Origin of the sequence: Paenibacillus sp. F4, assembly GCF_002894905.1 — a bacterium.
In the GTDB taxonomy this organism is placed as follows: Bacteria; Bacillota; Bacilli; order Paenibacillales; family Paenibacillaceae; genus Paenibacillus; species Paenibacillus polymyxa_B.
On sequence record NZ_POVS01000009.1, the window covers coordinates 108862 to 122043 of the forward strand.

Below are 13182 nucleotides of genomic sequence, written 5' to 3' on the forward strand. Positions count from 1 at the left end.
TGTGATCTTTTTATGTACGAGCATATATATACGTTACTGCTTATGCTCTCACTCCGGTTCACCTATGCCTCGATCTGATCCAGTTTATCTGCATAATATTGAATAGCACGTGAGTACTCCTGTGTAGATAAATCCGAGGTCGTCTCAGCCACCTCCATTAGCAGCTCCTGCATGGCTTTCCCGTATTCCCCCAGATTGTATAACACCATCGCGTAAAATACCCGAAACGGTCTGTAATCCGGAAATTCGTTCATTCCTGTGTCCAACCACGCTTTCGCCTTGGCGTAATCTCCCAATACACGATATGTACTGCTTAATCCCAGGATGGCTCCTTTCCTTGATTCTGCGGATAACGCCATACCTAGGCTTTTTTCATAATAGGCAACCGCTTCCCTCTCTAAGCCCAATGAATCATGTGTCCAAGCTGTCTGATACCACAATTCTGCATCATTTTGCTGCTGTTCTAATACCTTTAAAAGAAGCTTACGTGCTTTCTCTGCTTGCCCTGTTCGTCTAAGCTCGTCAGCTTGCGCCATGATATCGTTCATATTCATCCTCCACTTCTGACTCATGCCTATCTTTGAGGTATATGTTACCCGACATTTGAATGCAATGTAAATGGAGTTTTTCCTAAGATTTGAAATCCAAAAAAACGACCCTCCCTTTAGGAGAGCCGCTATATATCCGAAGTTGAAGTTACGGTTTATTTAACCTTCAATGATCCTGTAGTTAGTATTCCAGCTACACGTTGTGCGTCGAAAATACGGGAGAGCTCCTCCACTGCCGTCAAGTACAGTAGACCGTTGCCCTCCAGCTTAGGAGAATTGCCGAGTGGAATCGTGCGTTTGATGAGTTGTGCGTATAATTCCGGTTCGGTGAGATCACGCTCGAAGCTCACATTCGCCAGCTGCTTAATCAACGCCAATGCACCTGCTACGTGCGGAGTAGCCATCGAAGTTCCGCTAAAGGTCGCATATTTGCCGCCCGGAACGGTGGACAAAATATCTTCTCCCGGTGCAACCAAATCCACCTCATTATTTGAATTACTGAATTCTGAGGCGTGCCTATCAAAGTTGATAGCACCTACACTAATCACTTCATTATAGCAGCCGGGGTAGCCGAGCTCGTCCGTTCTGTCGTCACCGTCTCCCTCATTTCCAGCTGCACAGATGACTAAGATTTGGCTAGCCACAGCCTTTTTTACTGCTTCATGGAGCTCTGGCACATCCTCAGGACCGCCAAGTGACATCGATATGATATCTGCCTTTTGCTCAATCGCATAATAGATGCCTTGAATAATCCAGTCATATTGACCGGAGCCCTGCTTGTTTAGCACTTTGATGATGAGTAGGTCTGCCTCTGGAGCAACACCCACGACACCATCCGCATTTTCTGCTGCCGCAATAGTTCCTGCCACATGCGTACCATGACCGTTGTAATCCTTGAAAATTTCCGGATCACCTTGATCATCATCCGTAAAATTACGGCCGCCAATAATGCGCGCCTTCAAATCAGGATGGTCCGAATCACAGCCCGTGTCCAGCACCGCCACCTTCACGCCTCGGCCTCGAGTCTGGTTCCATACCGCAGGAGCCTGAATCAGCTCTACACCTCGCGGTATTTCATTCACTTGTTGCTCCTGCTTGATCACTTGGTAAGGAATGATATGCACTTTACGTTCCATCCTATTCCCTCCTTCATGGATTCAATCGGAAACCATCCGTCTTTGAAACTTTGAAACTTTGAAAACCTCTACTACATTCGAGGTTACTATATTCTAGCAATTTTTGAAAAGTTTGAACATCCCCATTTTGCTTATTTTTGTAAAAAAAAACAGACATCCCCCAATTCGCTTGGAGAATGTCTGTTGTAGAATCTCTTTCAGCCTTAGACTGATTCCGCCTGAAGTTCAGCCTTAGATAACAGCGATTTGTGCTGCCATTTCCGCCCCTTCCAGCGTAAATAGTGAAAAATGCCTCGTACCCACTCATCGCAGGCATGTGCAATCCACACACCCAGCACACCATATCCCATATGAATGCCCAGCACATATGCTAGCGGGATTTTAATCCCCCACATCGAAATAATGGCCATCATTAACGGGAACTGAACATCTCCCGCTGCTCGCAAGGAGTTAATGACAACATGATTAAACACACGGCCCGGCTCCAGCAATATACAGAAGAGCAAAATCGCCGCCCCTAATTGAATGATCGCCGGCTCATCTGTAAAGATCGCCATCACTTCATATCGGAAAAAGGAAACTACTACGATCACAGCAATCGTAATGACCAAAGACCATTTAAGGCTCCGTAAAAGTTGATGATAGGCTTTTTCCTTGTCTCCTGCTCCAATTAGGCGGGCAACAATAATTTCCGTCCCCTCACCTACAGCCATTCCAAATACCATAAAAAAGTACACAATTGTATTCGTATAAAAATGGGTTGCGATCGCCGTTGTACCCATAAAGCTGACAAACCGGGTCACCATCATTTGGCTAAGTTGATAAGACAACCATTCCAGCCCGGCAGGAATACCAATCTTCAGGATGGCTACCAGCTTACTCCATTGAAGCTGTACATAATACCGGATGCGAATCGGCGCACTCACACGCTTGTACAGCAGTAGAAAAATCCAGACACATGCTACAGCACGGCTAATAACCGTTGAAATCGCTGCACCCGCCACTCCCATCTGCGGCAGACCAAACCAGCCATAAATGAGCAGCGCATTCCCCACGATATGCAATATATTCATACCAATGCCCACAATCATCGTGTCTTTAGTAAAACCATGCGATCGAATAACCGGACCTGCGGTTAGCATAAGCGCTTCCAGAAACAGCGAACCCCCTGCCAGCATCATATAAATCTCTGCATTTTCCTTGATCGTCGGGGTAATATGGTAAAAGGATAGCAAAAAATCCCGGCTCACAATAAACATCAAACTCAGCGCCAGACCAAACACCAGATTAAAGGTTAGTGCCGAAGCCGTAACACGGCTTGCATCCACATGCTTTTGCGCCCCCAATAGCTGAGCAATGATCACACCTACTCCAAGACCAAGCAGATTGAAAAGTATAATCGTAAATTCAATCAACTGCCTTGATACACCCACAGCCGATACAACCTCATCAGAAACATGGCTTAGCATGAACGTATCCACGCTACCCATCAAAATGTGAAACAACATTTCTATAAAGATCGGCCAAGTGATTGCAAAAACCGTCATCGTTTTAACGACTTGTGCTTGCTTGGAACCGTTTTCCTGAGAAAGTGACATCCTTCCGTATTCCTCCTAAATGCGACACAATTATTACTTAATACCTTCACGTCAATTAATCAATCATAAAAAGTCATATGCTTTTTATCTTTTTTATAATATTCCAAGCGGTCCTGCAATTGTCCTGTGTGGAATTCAAACTTATGTCCGTCTGGATCTGTAAAATAGACCGATCTTTTATCCTGTTCATTCCGCTCTCGTCCGGGCAAAATGGTAACATTAAAAGTTCTCAGCTTGTTGAGCATACTCTCAAAATCAGCTTCCGCTATCGAAAATGCAATATGCGTATAGGAATGATGAATTTCATTTCTCGGGATATCCTCTTCCACATTGAGAGCCAACCACATTCCCAAACAATCCAGATAAGCCAGCTTACGTCCTTTAACGAGCAGTTTTCCATCTAGTATATTCTGATAGAAATGTATAGACTTCTCCAAATCAGACACCGAAAAGCAAATATGATTCCACCCTTGTATGCTCATGTTCCCTATTCCTTTCAGCGAACCCTGTCTAGCCAATAGGTCCACGCTTCTGTATATTGATCTAGATCTCCCGGATGATGCCGAATGCAGGTAGCAATACGAAAGTATAATCCTTGTAGTACCTCCCTGTTCAGCTCGTATTCCCCTGTCATCTCCGGCCCAAGCTTCTCTAAGGCAGGCAAAATAGTATCGACGGTCAGCCTATCCGGTGAAGAACAAAAGGCGTATATCAGATCATACAGAGGTTCTCCCACCACTGGATCAGGGTCAATAATACCCGTCAATGTGCCGTTTTCGGTAAACACAAAATTATGTACTCCACAGTCACCATGAAGCAAATATTTAATATTCCGTTGCGGCAATCCAGCCACAAGGGTATGAACGAACCAATGATTCTCTCGGGGTAAAACGTCTTGTATGATCTTTCCAGATTCCTTCGTTCCGTGCAGCAGAAAATCTCTCCATTCCACAAACGGGTGGTCCGGATAACCATAATGACGTTCCTCACGAAAAGGCTTGTAGTGCGAGATCACCTCCGTCGCCAGACGAAGCAACAAATCGCTTTTGTTCCTTCCATAATACTGGGTGAGTCCTGATCTGAACGTGTATACCAAATAACGGTGCAATGGATCTACATAAACCAAACGTGATAGTTTCTCAATCTGTACATAGGTATGTAAGAACTCCGCCTCGGCTTCTACGACAGCGGGATCATTTTGCTTAATCACGTATCGCGGCTCAGTTCCGTCCATGACAACAACCACTTTGCTCGAAGTTCCGCCGGTCAACGGTTTGAGATTTCGCATATGGCTTTCAAGCACGCCCGTTTCGTGAAGCTCATTCAGGATCAGTTGAACATCCATCTTACGCCTCCCTCCATGCGTCTGATCGACAATGCGGCTGGCGATTTGGATATTTCATTCAGATCTCACACGTTCGCCAGCCGCTCTTCTTTTAAAAATAAATCTTTTCATGCTCCGCATAGATTTCAAGCGCCCGCTCCATCTTATGCACATAGGCCTCATCCTGACTAGAACATAGAAATGTAATGTGTCCCTCCTGTGATGGACCGGATTTTGGCGAAGGCTCCAGCAAATTACGCTCAGACAACACCTGTTTCAACCGTCTAACTGTTCCTTGGCTCCCGTCAATTAACTGAATATGAGAAGGCAGTAGTTCCCTTAGAATTTCCTTATAAAAAGGATAATGAGTACATCCCAATACCACCGTACCATATATGTCGAGATTGAACGAAGACAGCTTCCGGTTAAAATATTCGGACATTTCTGCCCGGTCAAAATTCAACTGTTCACAATAATGTACTAACTCCGGCAGAGGTAGTGAGTCCACGCTCCCATGATCGTCAACCCTGGATACCAGCGCTGCATAACAGGATTGTTTCAAGGTCAATGGTGTGGCTAACACCAGAACTCTTTTACCATTGGATCGGTTCATCTCGACCGCTGGCTTCACAGCTGGCTCCATACCAATAATCGGAATAGGATATTCCTTCCTTAGCTCCGCAACTGCGATACTTGTAGCCGTATTGCAGGCAATTACCAATGCCTTAACATCTTCTTTAAGGATCGTTTCTACTGAAGCCTTGACATAACCAAGCACCTCTTGGGGAGTTTTCGTCCCGTAAGGCACATGAAGGGTATCCGCCATGTATACAAAATTTTCGTTTGGCAAACGTCTTAGTGCCTCGGACAATACTGTAATTCCACCCAATCCTGAATCAAAAAAACCTATCTTCAAGCTACTCACCTTTTTTCGTTCAACTATTGTGCCATATCTTGCTGGCACCATGTTCATTTTCTTCTTCGCCTACTCAAACCATTCTCTTCATTAGACTTTACATTTAAATTTTACCGCAAAACTGATATTTTGCAAAAGAAACACTTAAAATTTACAGTGTAAAAAATAAAGTAGCTTTTCAAAGTAAATTTAATATAAAAGTGTTGACAGATATTATCTTTATATTGTAATATTACGTGGTAACTTACTAACTTAACTTACTTATTCAACTTACTTAGGGGGAAATAAATCATGTCTAAAGTATTATTTGTCAAAGCTAATGATCGTACAGCTGAAGAATCTGCAACAGTTAAATTGTATAACGCCTTCGTAGAAAGCTACAAGTCTTCCCACCCAACTGATGAAATCACTGAGCTGGACCTGTTCTCCGTCGAGCTTCCTTATTTGAACGCTAACATGATCAACGGCACGTTCAAATCCGCTAGAGGCATGGAGCTGAACGCAGAAGAAGCTCGCCTGGCAAACATCGCTAATGGCTACCTGGATCAATTCCTGGCAGCAGACAAAGTCGTATTTGCTTTCCCGCTCTGGAACATGACGATTCCAGCTGTACTGCATACGTACATTGACTACCTGAACCAAGCTGGTAAAACATTCAAATACACTGCTGAAGGTCCAGTTGGTCTCGTAACTGAAACTAAAGTAGCCCTGTTGAATGCAAGAGGCGGCGTTTATTCCGAAGGACCAGCTGCTGCAGCTGAAATGTCTTTGAACTACATGAACAACATCTTATCCTTCTTCGGAGTAAAGGACATCGTGAAAGTTGTTCTGGAAGGACATAACCAAGCTCCAGATCAAGCACAAGAAATCGTTGCTTCTGCTGTACAACGTGCAGTAGACACAGCAAAATCGTTCTAATCATATATTATGAAGAGAAGAGGATATCCGCGCCCTATATGGGCTGGATATCCTCTTTTTTTGTTATAAAGTATAAAAAAACACGTACTCCCCTGATCTATAATCAAGTGAAAGCACGTGCTTGTGAAATGAGATTACTACTATTTTAAGGAATGAATTGCTGCACGATTTTTACAACTTTACCCTCACGAAGCGTAACATGGTATGGAAATTGACTGAGGTCCAGAACGTCCTTTTTAGCAAAATCTTTCTCAAACTGTGCCAGAGGAATCGATTCGTTCCATTGCACGTCTGTATCTTCTATGTTACCCGTGTGATCATAAATCTGCACCTCTACCGAAGCATCTGGTGCAACCTGATACACGTCATTTTGCACGGAATTGTTTACGATGTAGTAGCCGTCTGGAGCTCCATCCAATCCTGTATTTCCTTCATGCTCCAATAATGCTTTATCAGCTGCCGCGCCTTCATACCATTCAATCGGGTCTGCCGACAAATAAATTTGTCCGTCACGAATCTCCATTTGGTTTATATATACGGTCTCCTGATTTTCAGCAGCTGCTACAGGCGTGTAGCCTTGCGCTGTTGCCCCAGCCGTCGTAATCAGCATCATCATTAAAGCCAATACGGTCCATTTCGAAGCTAGTTTCATCATGTCTGATCTCTCCTTGCCGTTTGGGTATGTACACGGTGTCTGTAAGCTTCATTACCCTTGTGTACTTATCATAAACGTTGCACGGTTAAAAAGTGTATCAGATACATAAAAAAGAAGTTACGATTTTTTAAGACTTGGTCTTAAAACTTGATAACATGTCCTAGCTATCTTAACAACCCGACCTGACGTGCCTGTTCTTCGGTGAGAATAAACTCTTCATTTTGCCATACTTCGTCCTCTTTGGTTACAGCAAACATCCCCATGATCTCTGTCCATATTCCTTTGTCGACGGCTTCCTGTTGTGTAATGATAATTTTCATTTTGTTTCCTCCTCCTGTAAAATATGTGCAATCCAAGGCTGTCGATTTGTGTATCCCACTTCGCGATCAGATGGTTTCTCCGATCGCTGTTGGAACCTGATTTTTTGAATTATATTTTAAATGGTTAAATTCAGGTTCCAAAGGCGAACGCTATCGCTTCTCCGAAATCCATCTGCCCGCTTCGTTACTCAGCTTATCCTTGCCATTCTCATTTTTCATGAGTTCACTTCTAAAAAGCCAACGACCTAAACTGATACTTAGGCCGAATATAATACTTTTATTTAAAGCCTCTAACCCTTATATGGAACTCACAATGCTTGTCCTAGATTTGCATTATCGGAGTGCTTGAGGGGTTCTTGTCCCGCTTATAACATATGTACCCTTTTCCTACCGAGATTATTCGTATCTTATTTGTACCATAAAATTTTATATTATTTTTGTAGGTAGTGATTTCTTTTGAAATAACTAAGCCCTAAAATAAAAACGGCTGTAGGTTATTCTACGAGCCGTTTTTACTAAAAAATTTTATATGCTTGGTTAATCTGTCAGTACCATCAACATATAACGTATTCGTTTATTGTTTCTGCATAAAAAAATGGTCGCCAAAAGCACTAAAGCAGCGGAGAGGACGGAATCGTTCTGAAGAAGCGGAGCGTTCGGAAGAATGATCCGTCCTCGTAGCGACCATTATCCGCATCACTATCACTTAACCACTCCGCATGATATAAACGTAACGCTCCTTTTACACAGAAAAGTAAAAAGGCTGTACGCATACTGGCTTGGATACGGTTACTTGTTGCCCGGTGTAGGTCAAGCGTCCACTCGCCTTGTCCACTTTGAACGTAACAATGTTGTTGGTATCGCGGTTGGCCACGAGCATATGATCACCATTTGGAGTCAAAGCAAAATGGCGTGGATGCTCTCCTTCAGCAGATACATGCTCGACCAAGCTCAACTTGCCAGTTGCTCCGTCTACAGCGTATACCACAATGCTGTCATGCCCACGGTTGGAACCGTACAGATAAGCTCCATCCCCCGAAATCGCAATTTCAGCAGTTGTGTTTTCACCTGTAAAGTCAGACGGCAATGTCGGTACGCTCTCAAGCTCAGTGAGCTTGCCAGCCTCTGCATCATATGCAAAAGAAGTAATGGAAGAATCCACTTCGTTAATCACAAAAGCGAATTTACCATTCGGGTGGAACGTCAAATGACGTGGACCTGCACCTGCATGGGTTTTTGTTTCACCATGAAGCACCAGTTGTCCTTTGCTGTCATCAATGGTGTAAACGCGGATCAGATCCAGACCGAGATCTTGTACGAACAGGAAGCGGCCGTCCGGACTAAAGAAACTGGAATGTGGATGTGGACGGTCCTGACGTTCAGGGTGCGCTCCTTTGCCCTCATGCTGTTTAACATCCAGCAACTCACCGATACGTCCGTCCTCAGTCAGAGACACCAGTCCCACCATACCACCGTGGTAGCTGACTACAATAAGGTAACGATCAGATGGATCACGCTGAATGTGGCAAGTTGTTGCACCCACGTTTTCCGCACGATTCAGCAATGTAAATGTTCCTTTAACTGGGTCAATTTCGAAAGCAGAGGCTTCGCCTACTTTCACTCCTGCAGCAGAAGTCGTCTCTCCAATGGAATACAGCTTCCGATTTTTGACGTCCACATTCAGGAATGTAGGATTTTTCAAGCCGGAGAACTCATCCTGTAGTGTAAGTGCTCCTGTCTGTTCATTAAAAGTGTACGAATAAACTCCGTTACCTTCCAATTCGGCGTAAGAGCCTGCGAATACGAGCAATTTTTGTTGTGCTGTCATGGTTGTGTCCTCCTTGGATTAAAAAAATGATGGGCAATTGGAATGATTGCTCCTGTTACAAATATCGCTTTAAGAGGCGCGCTCCACCACGGGCTCTGTGGACAACGCCACATTTCCCGCTACGGCACGCGAGATCATGCATGAGGTTTCTGCCTGCTCTGCCAGTCGCAATGCTTGTTCGATCTGCGATTCTGTCGCATCGGCGGCCAATTGAACCTGCGGACGATGCACAATTCGGCGATATGTAAAAATATTGTTCGTTACATCGACAATCCCTTCGGATTCCAGCGCCAGTGATGCCACCGGGAGACTCGCGCGCTCCATCATCGCCGCCAAAGTAATCAAATAGCAGGTAGCGGCGGCACCGAGCAGCATTTCATCTGGATTGGTGCCCACACCAGGGCCTCCCATTTCAGCCGGGATCGAAATTGCAGTCCGCAACTGTCCAGCCTCAATACGGCCGTCGCTGTTGCGCCCCCCGTTCCAGTCTGCCTTGAGCAGAAAGGTATGCTCCATTTCAGGTCACTCCTCTCTCTTATATTATGAATCTTTACACAGGTGAATGTAAAGGTTAGTCAATCTCCTGATTTTTGGTTTCCGTACCCAGCAACCATACAGCCGCTGCACCGATCAAGATAGCTACGAAGAAAATCACAAAGATAGATGGTAACGCTACGCCCTGTCCTACGAGTATACCGACCGCAAACGGCCCGATAACGCCTCCAATACGGCCAAACGCAGCCGCCATACCCACACCAGTTGAACGTACAGCTGTCGGGTACAATTCCGGAGTATAGGCGTACATGGCTCCCCATGCACCAAGATTAAAAAAGGACAAGCAGATACCAGCAGCTAGCAGCATTCCCGCCGTTTCCGAGGTGCCAAACCAAATGGCGGACACTGCTGTGAGCAGCAGGTAGATGATCAGTACGAATTTGCGCCCCAGCTTTTCAATCAGATAGGCGGCGGTAAAGTAACCTGGTAGTTGCGCAAGCGTCATGATCAGCACATACTCAAAGCTTTTAACCAGTTCGAAACCTTTCATAAACATAATGCTCGGTAGCCACAGGAACATGCCGTAGTATGAAAATACAACTGTGAACCATAAAATCCACAGCATCAGCGTAGACTTGCGATGGGGTCCCGACCAAATCGAAGCCAATCGTGCACGCAGCGGAAGTTTAACGCTTTGCTGCTTATAACGCGGTGAATCCTCAATAGCTCTGCGCAGATAAAGAGCGTACAGCGCAGGTACTGCGCCGAGAATAAATGCCATTTGCCAACCATACTTTGGAATAACAAAATAAGCAATAAGAGCCGAAAGGATCCAGCCTGCCGCCCAGAAGCTTTCCAGCAGCACAACCGCTCTTCCTCGTTCTTTCACAGGCACTGATTCTGACACCAGCGTCGAAGCAACAGGCAATTCCCCACCCAAGCCTGCACCAGCAATAAAACGCAGCACCAGCAGCATTCCGAGACCTGTCGCCAAAGCGGATAAGCCACTGGCAATAGAAAAGATCAACAATGTCCACACTAATATGGCACGTCTGCCGTAACGATCAGCCAAAATCCCCGCCAAAGCGGCCCCGAACACCATTCCTATCGAATTCATTGCAGTCAGCAGTCCAATTTGCTCAGATCCCAGATGCCACTCCTTTGCCAACGCTGCGACTATAAATGAAAGCAGCCCCACATCCATAGCATCAAACAACCAGCTGAGCCCTGCGCTAAACAGCAATTTTCTTTTTTTGGCTGGTGGTAATGAAGTTAATTCACTCATGATTTGCTCTCCCTTAAAAATATATCGTATGTAGACGTATATTCAGGTGTCTTGTCACCTGTAGCCTAGCATCTATTGTACCGTAAGCTTCCTTAATCTGCGAGCTTTTTAACACAGAAAAAAACGGAAGATTGCCTACGGCAATTCTCCCGCCTTCTGGAACCTGCCACTTACCGGTTTTGGACCAGACCGATGATCGTCACCATGAGCACCAGCAGCTGGATGAGTGTATCGTTACTCATTCCAATCGCCTCCATCCCATATGAGATACTCCTTCGGCCGTTTCCCCTCTCCCCGGATCATGACGCTTGTTCCCCAATACATACCTATGCAGGCGGCGGGAAGCTTATGATCAATAATGGATGAAAATCTCCATACGTTTAAGGTTTAATCCAGGACCACTGCAAATCCATTTCCTGAATACATTCACGGTTATCATGTTCATCATTGGCCACCAGTGGTGTCACTGGATAGATGCTCATGTCGCCTTGCTCATACGTGCGTAGTAGAGGCAACAGCTCATCTATGTTCTGGACAGACGGGTCCAGCCATGAATCTATATGATCAGCTTCCAAAATAGCTGGCATACGGGTATCGAATTCACGTATATCCGTATTGGCATGAACTGTCATCATCGTACAGGTACGTAAAGGCTCCTTACGACTATCCTGCCAGACTTCATATAGCCCCGCGACCGCAAACATCTTCTGTTCCGGCAATACCACCCGTACAGCACACATGCGTTTACCTAATTTTCGCCAGTAATAAAATCCATTGCATGGAATGATACAGCGCCGGGTTTCCGCCATCTTGCGATAACTCGGATTTACCCGAACCGTATTCAAGTCTGCATTGACACAATCCTTGCCCCAGTAGGGAATAAATCCCCAGCGAAATTCATCAAGTACCCGTTCTCCATCCTGATACAGCACAATTGGAACATGCTGAGTGGGACTCATGTTATAGCGTGTTTTGTAATAATACATCACCCGTTGTATACCAAAGTGATCCCTTACCTCATCCAAATCAGCCGATAACGAAAACCTTTTGCACATTTGCTATTCATCCTTCCGCCTTTTTCACCTATTGTGCGGATATACAAGGAAAAATATGCATATGCTGGTTTTGCAAAAATCCAATAAACGACAAAACATATAGCAATATCCCCGCAGTTGTGAAGCTACGGGGATAGATACTAACTTATATTGTTATTACTTCTTTTCTACCGCGTGACCGCCAAATTCATTGCGCAGCGCAGCAACCACTTTCCCGTTGAACGTGTCTGCATCAAGAGAACGATAGCGCATCAGCAGGGACAAAGCAATGACTGGAGTTGCAGCTTGAATGTCCAGTGCTTCCTCTACCGTCCATTTTCCTTCACCAGAAGAGTGCATAACCCCACGAATTTCGTCCAGGTTTGCATCTTTGGAAAATGCACGTTCAGTCAAGCCCATCAGCCAAGAGCGAATAACAGAACCGTTGTTCCACACACGCGCTACTTGTTCATAATCAAAGTCAAAGCTGCTTTTTTCTAGCACTTCAAATCCTTCACCAATGGAAGCCATCATGCCGTATTCCACACCGTTATGAACCATTTTCAGAAAATGTCCGCTTCCGGATTTACCTGCATACAGATATCCATTTTCCACTGCTGTGTCGCGGAAAATAGGCTCAACAACCGCCCAAGCTTCCGGATCGCCACCGATCATGTAACAAGCGCCATTGCGTGCGCCTTCCATCCCGCCTGATGTTCCAGCATCCATGAAACTGATACCATATTCTTTTAGACGGGCATGACGAGCAATAGACTCTTTATAATGAGAATTACCACCTTCAATAATGATGTCCCCTTTGGACAACATCGGTTGAAGCTGATCCAGCACAGAATCCACAATTTGGTGAGGAACCATAATCCACAATACTCTAGGGGATTGAGTTGTCTGTACAAGCTCTTCCAATGTAGAAGCACCTTTAGCTCCATAATCCTTCATTTCTTGAATTGCGGCCGCATTGACGTCGTAAGCGACAAGTTCATGCTTATGATCGATCAAATTTCTTCCGAGATTCAAGCCCATTTTTCCCAAACCAATTAATCCTACTTGCATAGTAAAGGCCTCCTGCCGTAGCAAACATATTTTGTATATACTTTCTTATAAGTG

Annotated in this window: 14 protein-coding genes; 1 reads left to right on the plus strand and 13 read right to left on the minus strand. The window is 45.0% G+C overall.

The genetic code is table 11. The annotated features are described in order from the left end of the window. Nucleotides 1–62: 62 nt before the first annotated feature. From C1T21_RS07400 to murI, 6 genes are all read right to left on the minus strand, one after another. The gene (locus C1T21_RS07400; protein ID WP_103047798.1) at nucleotides 63–548 is read right to left on the minus strand and encodes a tetratricopeptide repeat protein; all 486 of its coding nucleotides are present in this window, start codon (nucleotides 546–548) and stop codon (nucleotides 63–65) included. A gap of 155 nt (nucleotides 549–703) precedes the next feature. Then, the gene (locus C1T21_RS07405; protein ID WP_103047799.1) at nucleotides 704–1684 is read right to left on the minus strand and encodes a S8 family peptidase; all 981 of its coding nucleotides are present in this window, start codon (nucleotides 1682–1684) and stop codon (nucleotides 704–706) included. A gap of 203 nt (nucleotides 1685–1887) precedes the next feature. Next, a complete protein-coding gene (locus C1T21_RS07410; protein WP_069291764.1) occupies nucleotides 1888–3282 on the minus strand; it encodes an MATE family efflux transporter in 1395 nt (464 codons plus the stop codon). A gap of 59 nt (nucleotides 3283–3341) precedes the next feature. Further along, nucleotides 3342–3764 carry a metallothiol transferase FosB gene (gene fosB, locus C1T21_RS07415; RefSeq protein ID WP_103047800.1) on the minus strand — a complete coding sequence of 141 codons (423 nt, stop codon included), beginning with the start codon at nucleotides 3762–3764 and terminating at the stop codon, nucleotides 3342–3344. A gap of 14 nt (nucleotides 3765–3778) precedes the next feature. Beyond that, nucleotides 3779–4627, minus strand: coding sequence for an aminoglycoside phosphotransferase family protein (locus C1T21_RS07420; protein WP_103047801.1), 849 nt, complete (start codon nucleotides 4625–4627; stop codon nucleotides 3779–3781). A gap of 91 nt (nucleotides 4628–4718) precedes the next feature. Further along, nucleotides 4719–5573, minus strand: coding sequence for a glutamate racemase (gene murI, locus C1T21_RS07425; RefSeq protein WP_103047802.1), 855 nt, complete (start codon nucleotides 5571–5573; stop codon nucleotides 4719–4721). Nucleotides 5574–5813: 240 nt separating this feature from the next. On the opposite strand from murI, the gene C1T21_RS07430 reads away from it, so the two are divergent. Next, entirely contained in the window at nucleotides 5814–6440 is a 627-nt protein-coding gene (locus tag C1T21_RS07430; protein WP_043882169.1) for an FMN-dependent NADH-azoreductase, read from the plus strand. A 145-nt stretch (nucleotides 6441–6585) separates the two neighbouring features. Here C1T21_RS07430 and C1T21_RS07435 read toward each other — a convergent pair whose 3' ends face one another. The 7 genes from C1T21_RS07435 to gnd all read right to left on the minus strand — a co-directional run bounded on the left by C1T21_RS07435 (nucleotide 6586) and on the right by gnd (nucleotide 13128). Continuing rightward, the gene (locus tag C1T21_RS07435; protein WP_061830325.1) at nucleotides 6586–7095 is read right to left on the minus strand and encodes a hypothetical protein; all 510 of its coding nucleotides are present in this window, start codon (nucleotides 7093–7095) and stop codon (nucleotides 6586–6588) included. 164 nt (nucleotides 7096–7259) lie between these two features. Further along, on the minus strand, nucleotides 7260–7415 hold the full coding sequence (locus tag C1T21_RS27275; RefSeq protein ID WP_172828312.1) for a hypothetical protein: 156 nt from the start codon (nucleotides 7413–7415) through the stop codon (nucleotides 7260–7262). Between the two features lie 742 nt (nucleotides 7416–8157). Further along, entirely contained in the window at nucleotides 8158–9243 is a 1086-nt protein-coding gene (locus C1T21_RS07440) for a lactonase family protein (protein ID WP_103047803.1), read from the minus strand. Nucleotides 9244–9312: 69 nt separating this feature from the next. Next, nucleotides 9313–9759, minus strand: a complete 447-nt coding sequence (locus C1T21_RS07445; protein WP_013310026.1) for an OsmC family protein — start codon at nucleotides 9757–9759, stop codon at nucleotides 9313–9315. Between the two features lie 55 nt (nucleotides 9760–9814). Next, nucleotides 9815–11023 (minus strand): MFS transporter, encoded by a 1209-nt coding sequence (locus C1T21_RS07450; protein ID WP_103047804.1) that lies wholly within the window; start codon nucleotides 11021–11023, stop codon nucleotides 9815–9817. A gap of 380 nt (nucleotides 11024–11403) precedes the next feature. Beyond that, the gene (locus C1T21_RS07455) at nucleotides 11404–12078 is read right to left on the minus strand and encodes an SOS response-associated peptidase (RefSeq protein WP_103047805.1); all 675 of its coding nucleotides are present in this window, start codon (nucleotides 12076–12078) and stop codon (nucleotides 11404–11406) included. A 156-nt stretch (nucleotides 12079–12234) separates the two neighbouring features. Then, nucleotides 12235–13128: a phosphogluconate dehydrogenase (NAD(+)-dependent, decarboxylating) gene (gene gnd, locus C1T21_RS07460; protein ID WP_103047806.1), complete on the minus strand. Its 894-nt coding sequence runs from the start codon at nucleotides 13126–13128 to the stop codon at nucleotides 12235–12237. Between the last annotated feature and the right edge of the window lie 54 nt (nucleotides 13129–13182).

Excerpts from the sequence above, each read along its gene's own strand:
- C1T21_RS07400 (WP_103047798.1), bottom strand. The coding sequence starts at position 548 with ATGAACGATATCATGGCGCAAGCTGACGAGCTTAGACGAACAGGGCAA.
- C1T21_RS07455 (WP_103047805.1), bottom strand. The coding sequence starts at position 12,078 with ATGTGCAAAAGGTTTTCGTTATCGGCTGATTTGGATGAGGTAAGGGAT.
- C1T21_RS07410 (WP_069291764.1), bottom strand. The coding sequence starts at position 3,282 with ATGTCACTTTCTCAGGAAAACGGTTCCAAGCAAGCACAAGTCGTTAAA.
- C1T21_RS07430 (WP_043882169.1), top strand. The coding sequence starts at position 5,814 with ATGTCTAAAGTATTATTTGTCAAAGCTAATGATCGTACAGCTGAAGAA.
- gnd (WP_103047806.1), bottom strand. The coding sequence starts at position 13,128 with ATGCAAGTAGGATTAATTGGTTTGGGAAAAATGGGCTTGAATCTCGGA.
- C1T21_RS07440 (WP_103047803.1), bottom strand. The coding sequence starts at position 9,243 with ATGACAGCACAACAAAAATTGCTCGTATTCGCAGGCTCTTACGCCGAA.
- murI (WP_103047802.1), bottom strand. The coding sequence starts at position 5,573 with ATGGTGCCAGCAAGATATGGCACAATAGTTGAACGAAAAAAGGTGAGT.
- C1T21_RS07450 (WP_103047804.1), bottom strand. The coding sequence starts at position 11,023 with ATGAGTGAATTAACTTCATTACCACCAGCCAAAAAAAGAAAATTGCTG.
- fosB (WP_103047800.1), bottom strand. The coding sequence starts at position 3,764 with ATGAGCATACAAGGGTGGAATCATATTTGCTTTTCGGTGTCTGATTTG.
- C1T21_RS07420 (WP_103047801.1), bottom strand. The coding sequence starts at position 4,627 with ATGGATGTTCAACTGATCCTGAATGAGCTTCACGAAACGGGCGTGCTT.
- C1T21_RS07405 (WP_103047799.1), bottom strand. The coding sequence starts at position 1,684 with ATGGAACGTAAAGTGCATATCATTCCTTACCAAGTGATCAAGCAGGAG.
- C1T21_RS27275 (WP_172828312.1), bottom strand. The coding sequence starts at position 7,415 with ATGAAAATTATCATTACACAACAGGAAGCCGTCGACAAAGGAATATGG.
- C1T21_RS07435 (WP_061830325.1), bottom strand. The coding sequence starts at position 7,095 with ATGATGAAACTAGCTTCGAAATGGACCGTATTGGCTTTAATGATGATG.
- C1T21_RS07445 (WP_013310026.1), bottom strand. The coding sequence starts at position 9,759 with ATGGAGCATACCTTTCTGCTCAAGGCAGACTGGAACGGGGGGCGCAAC.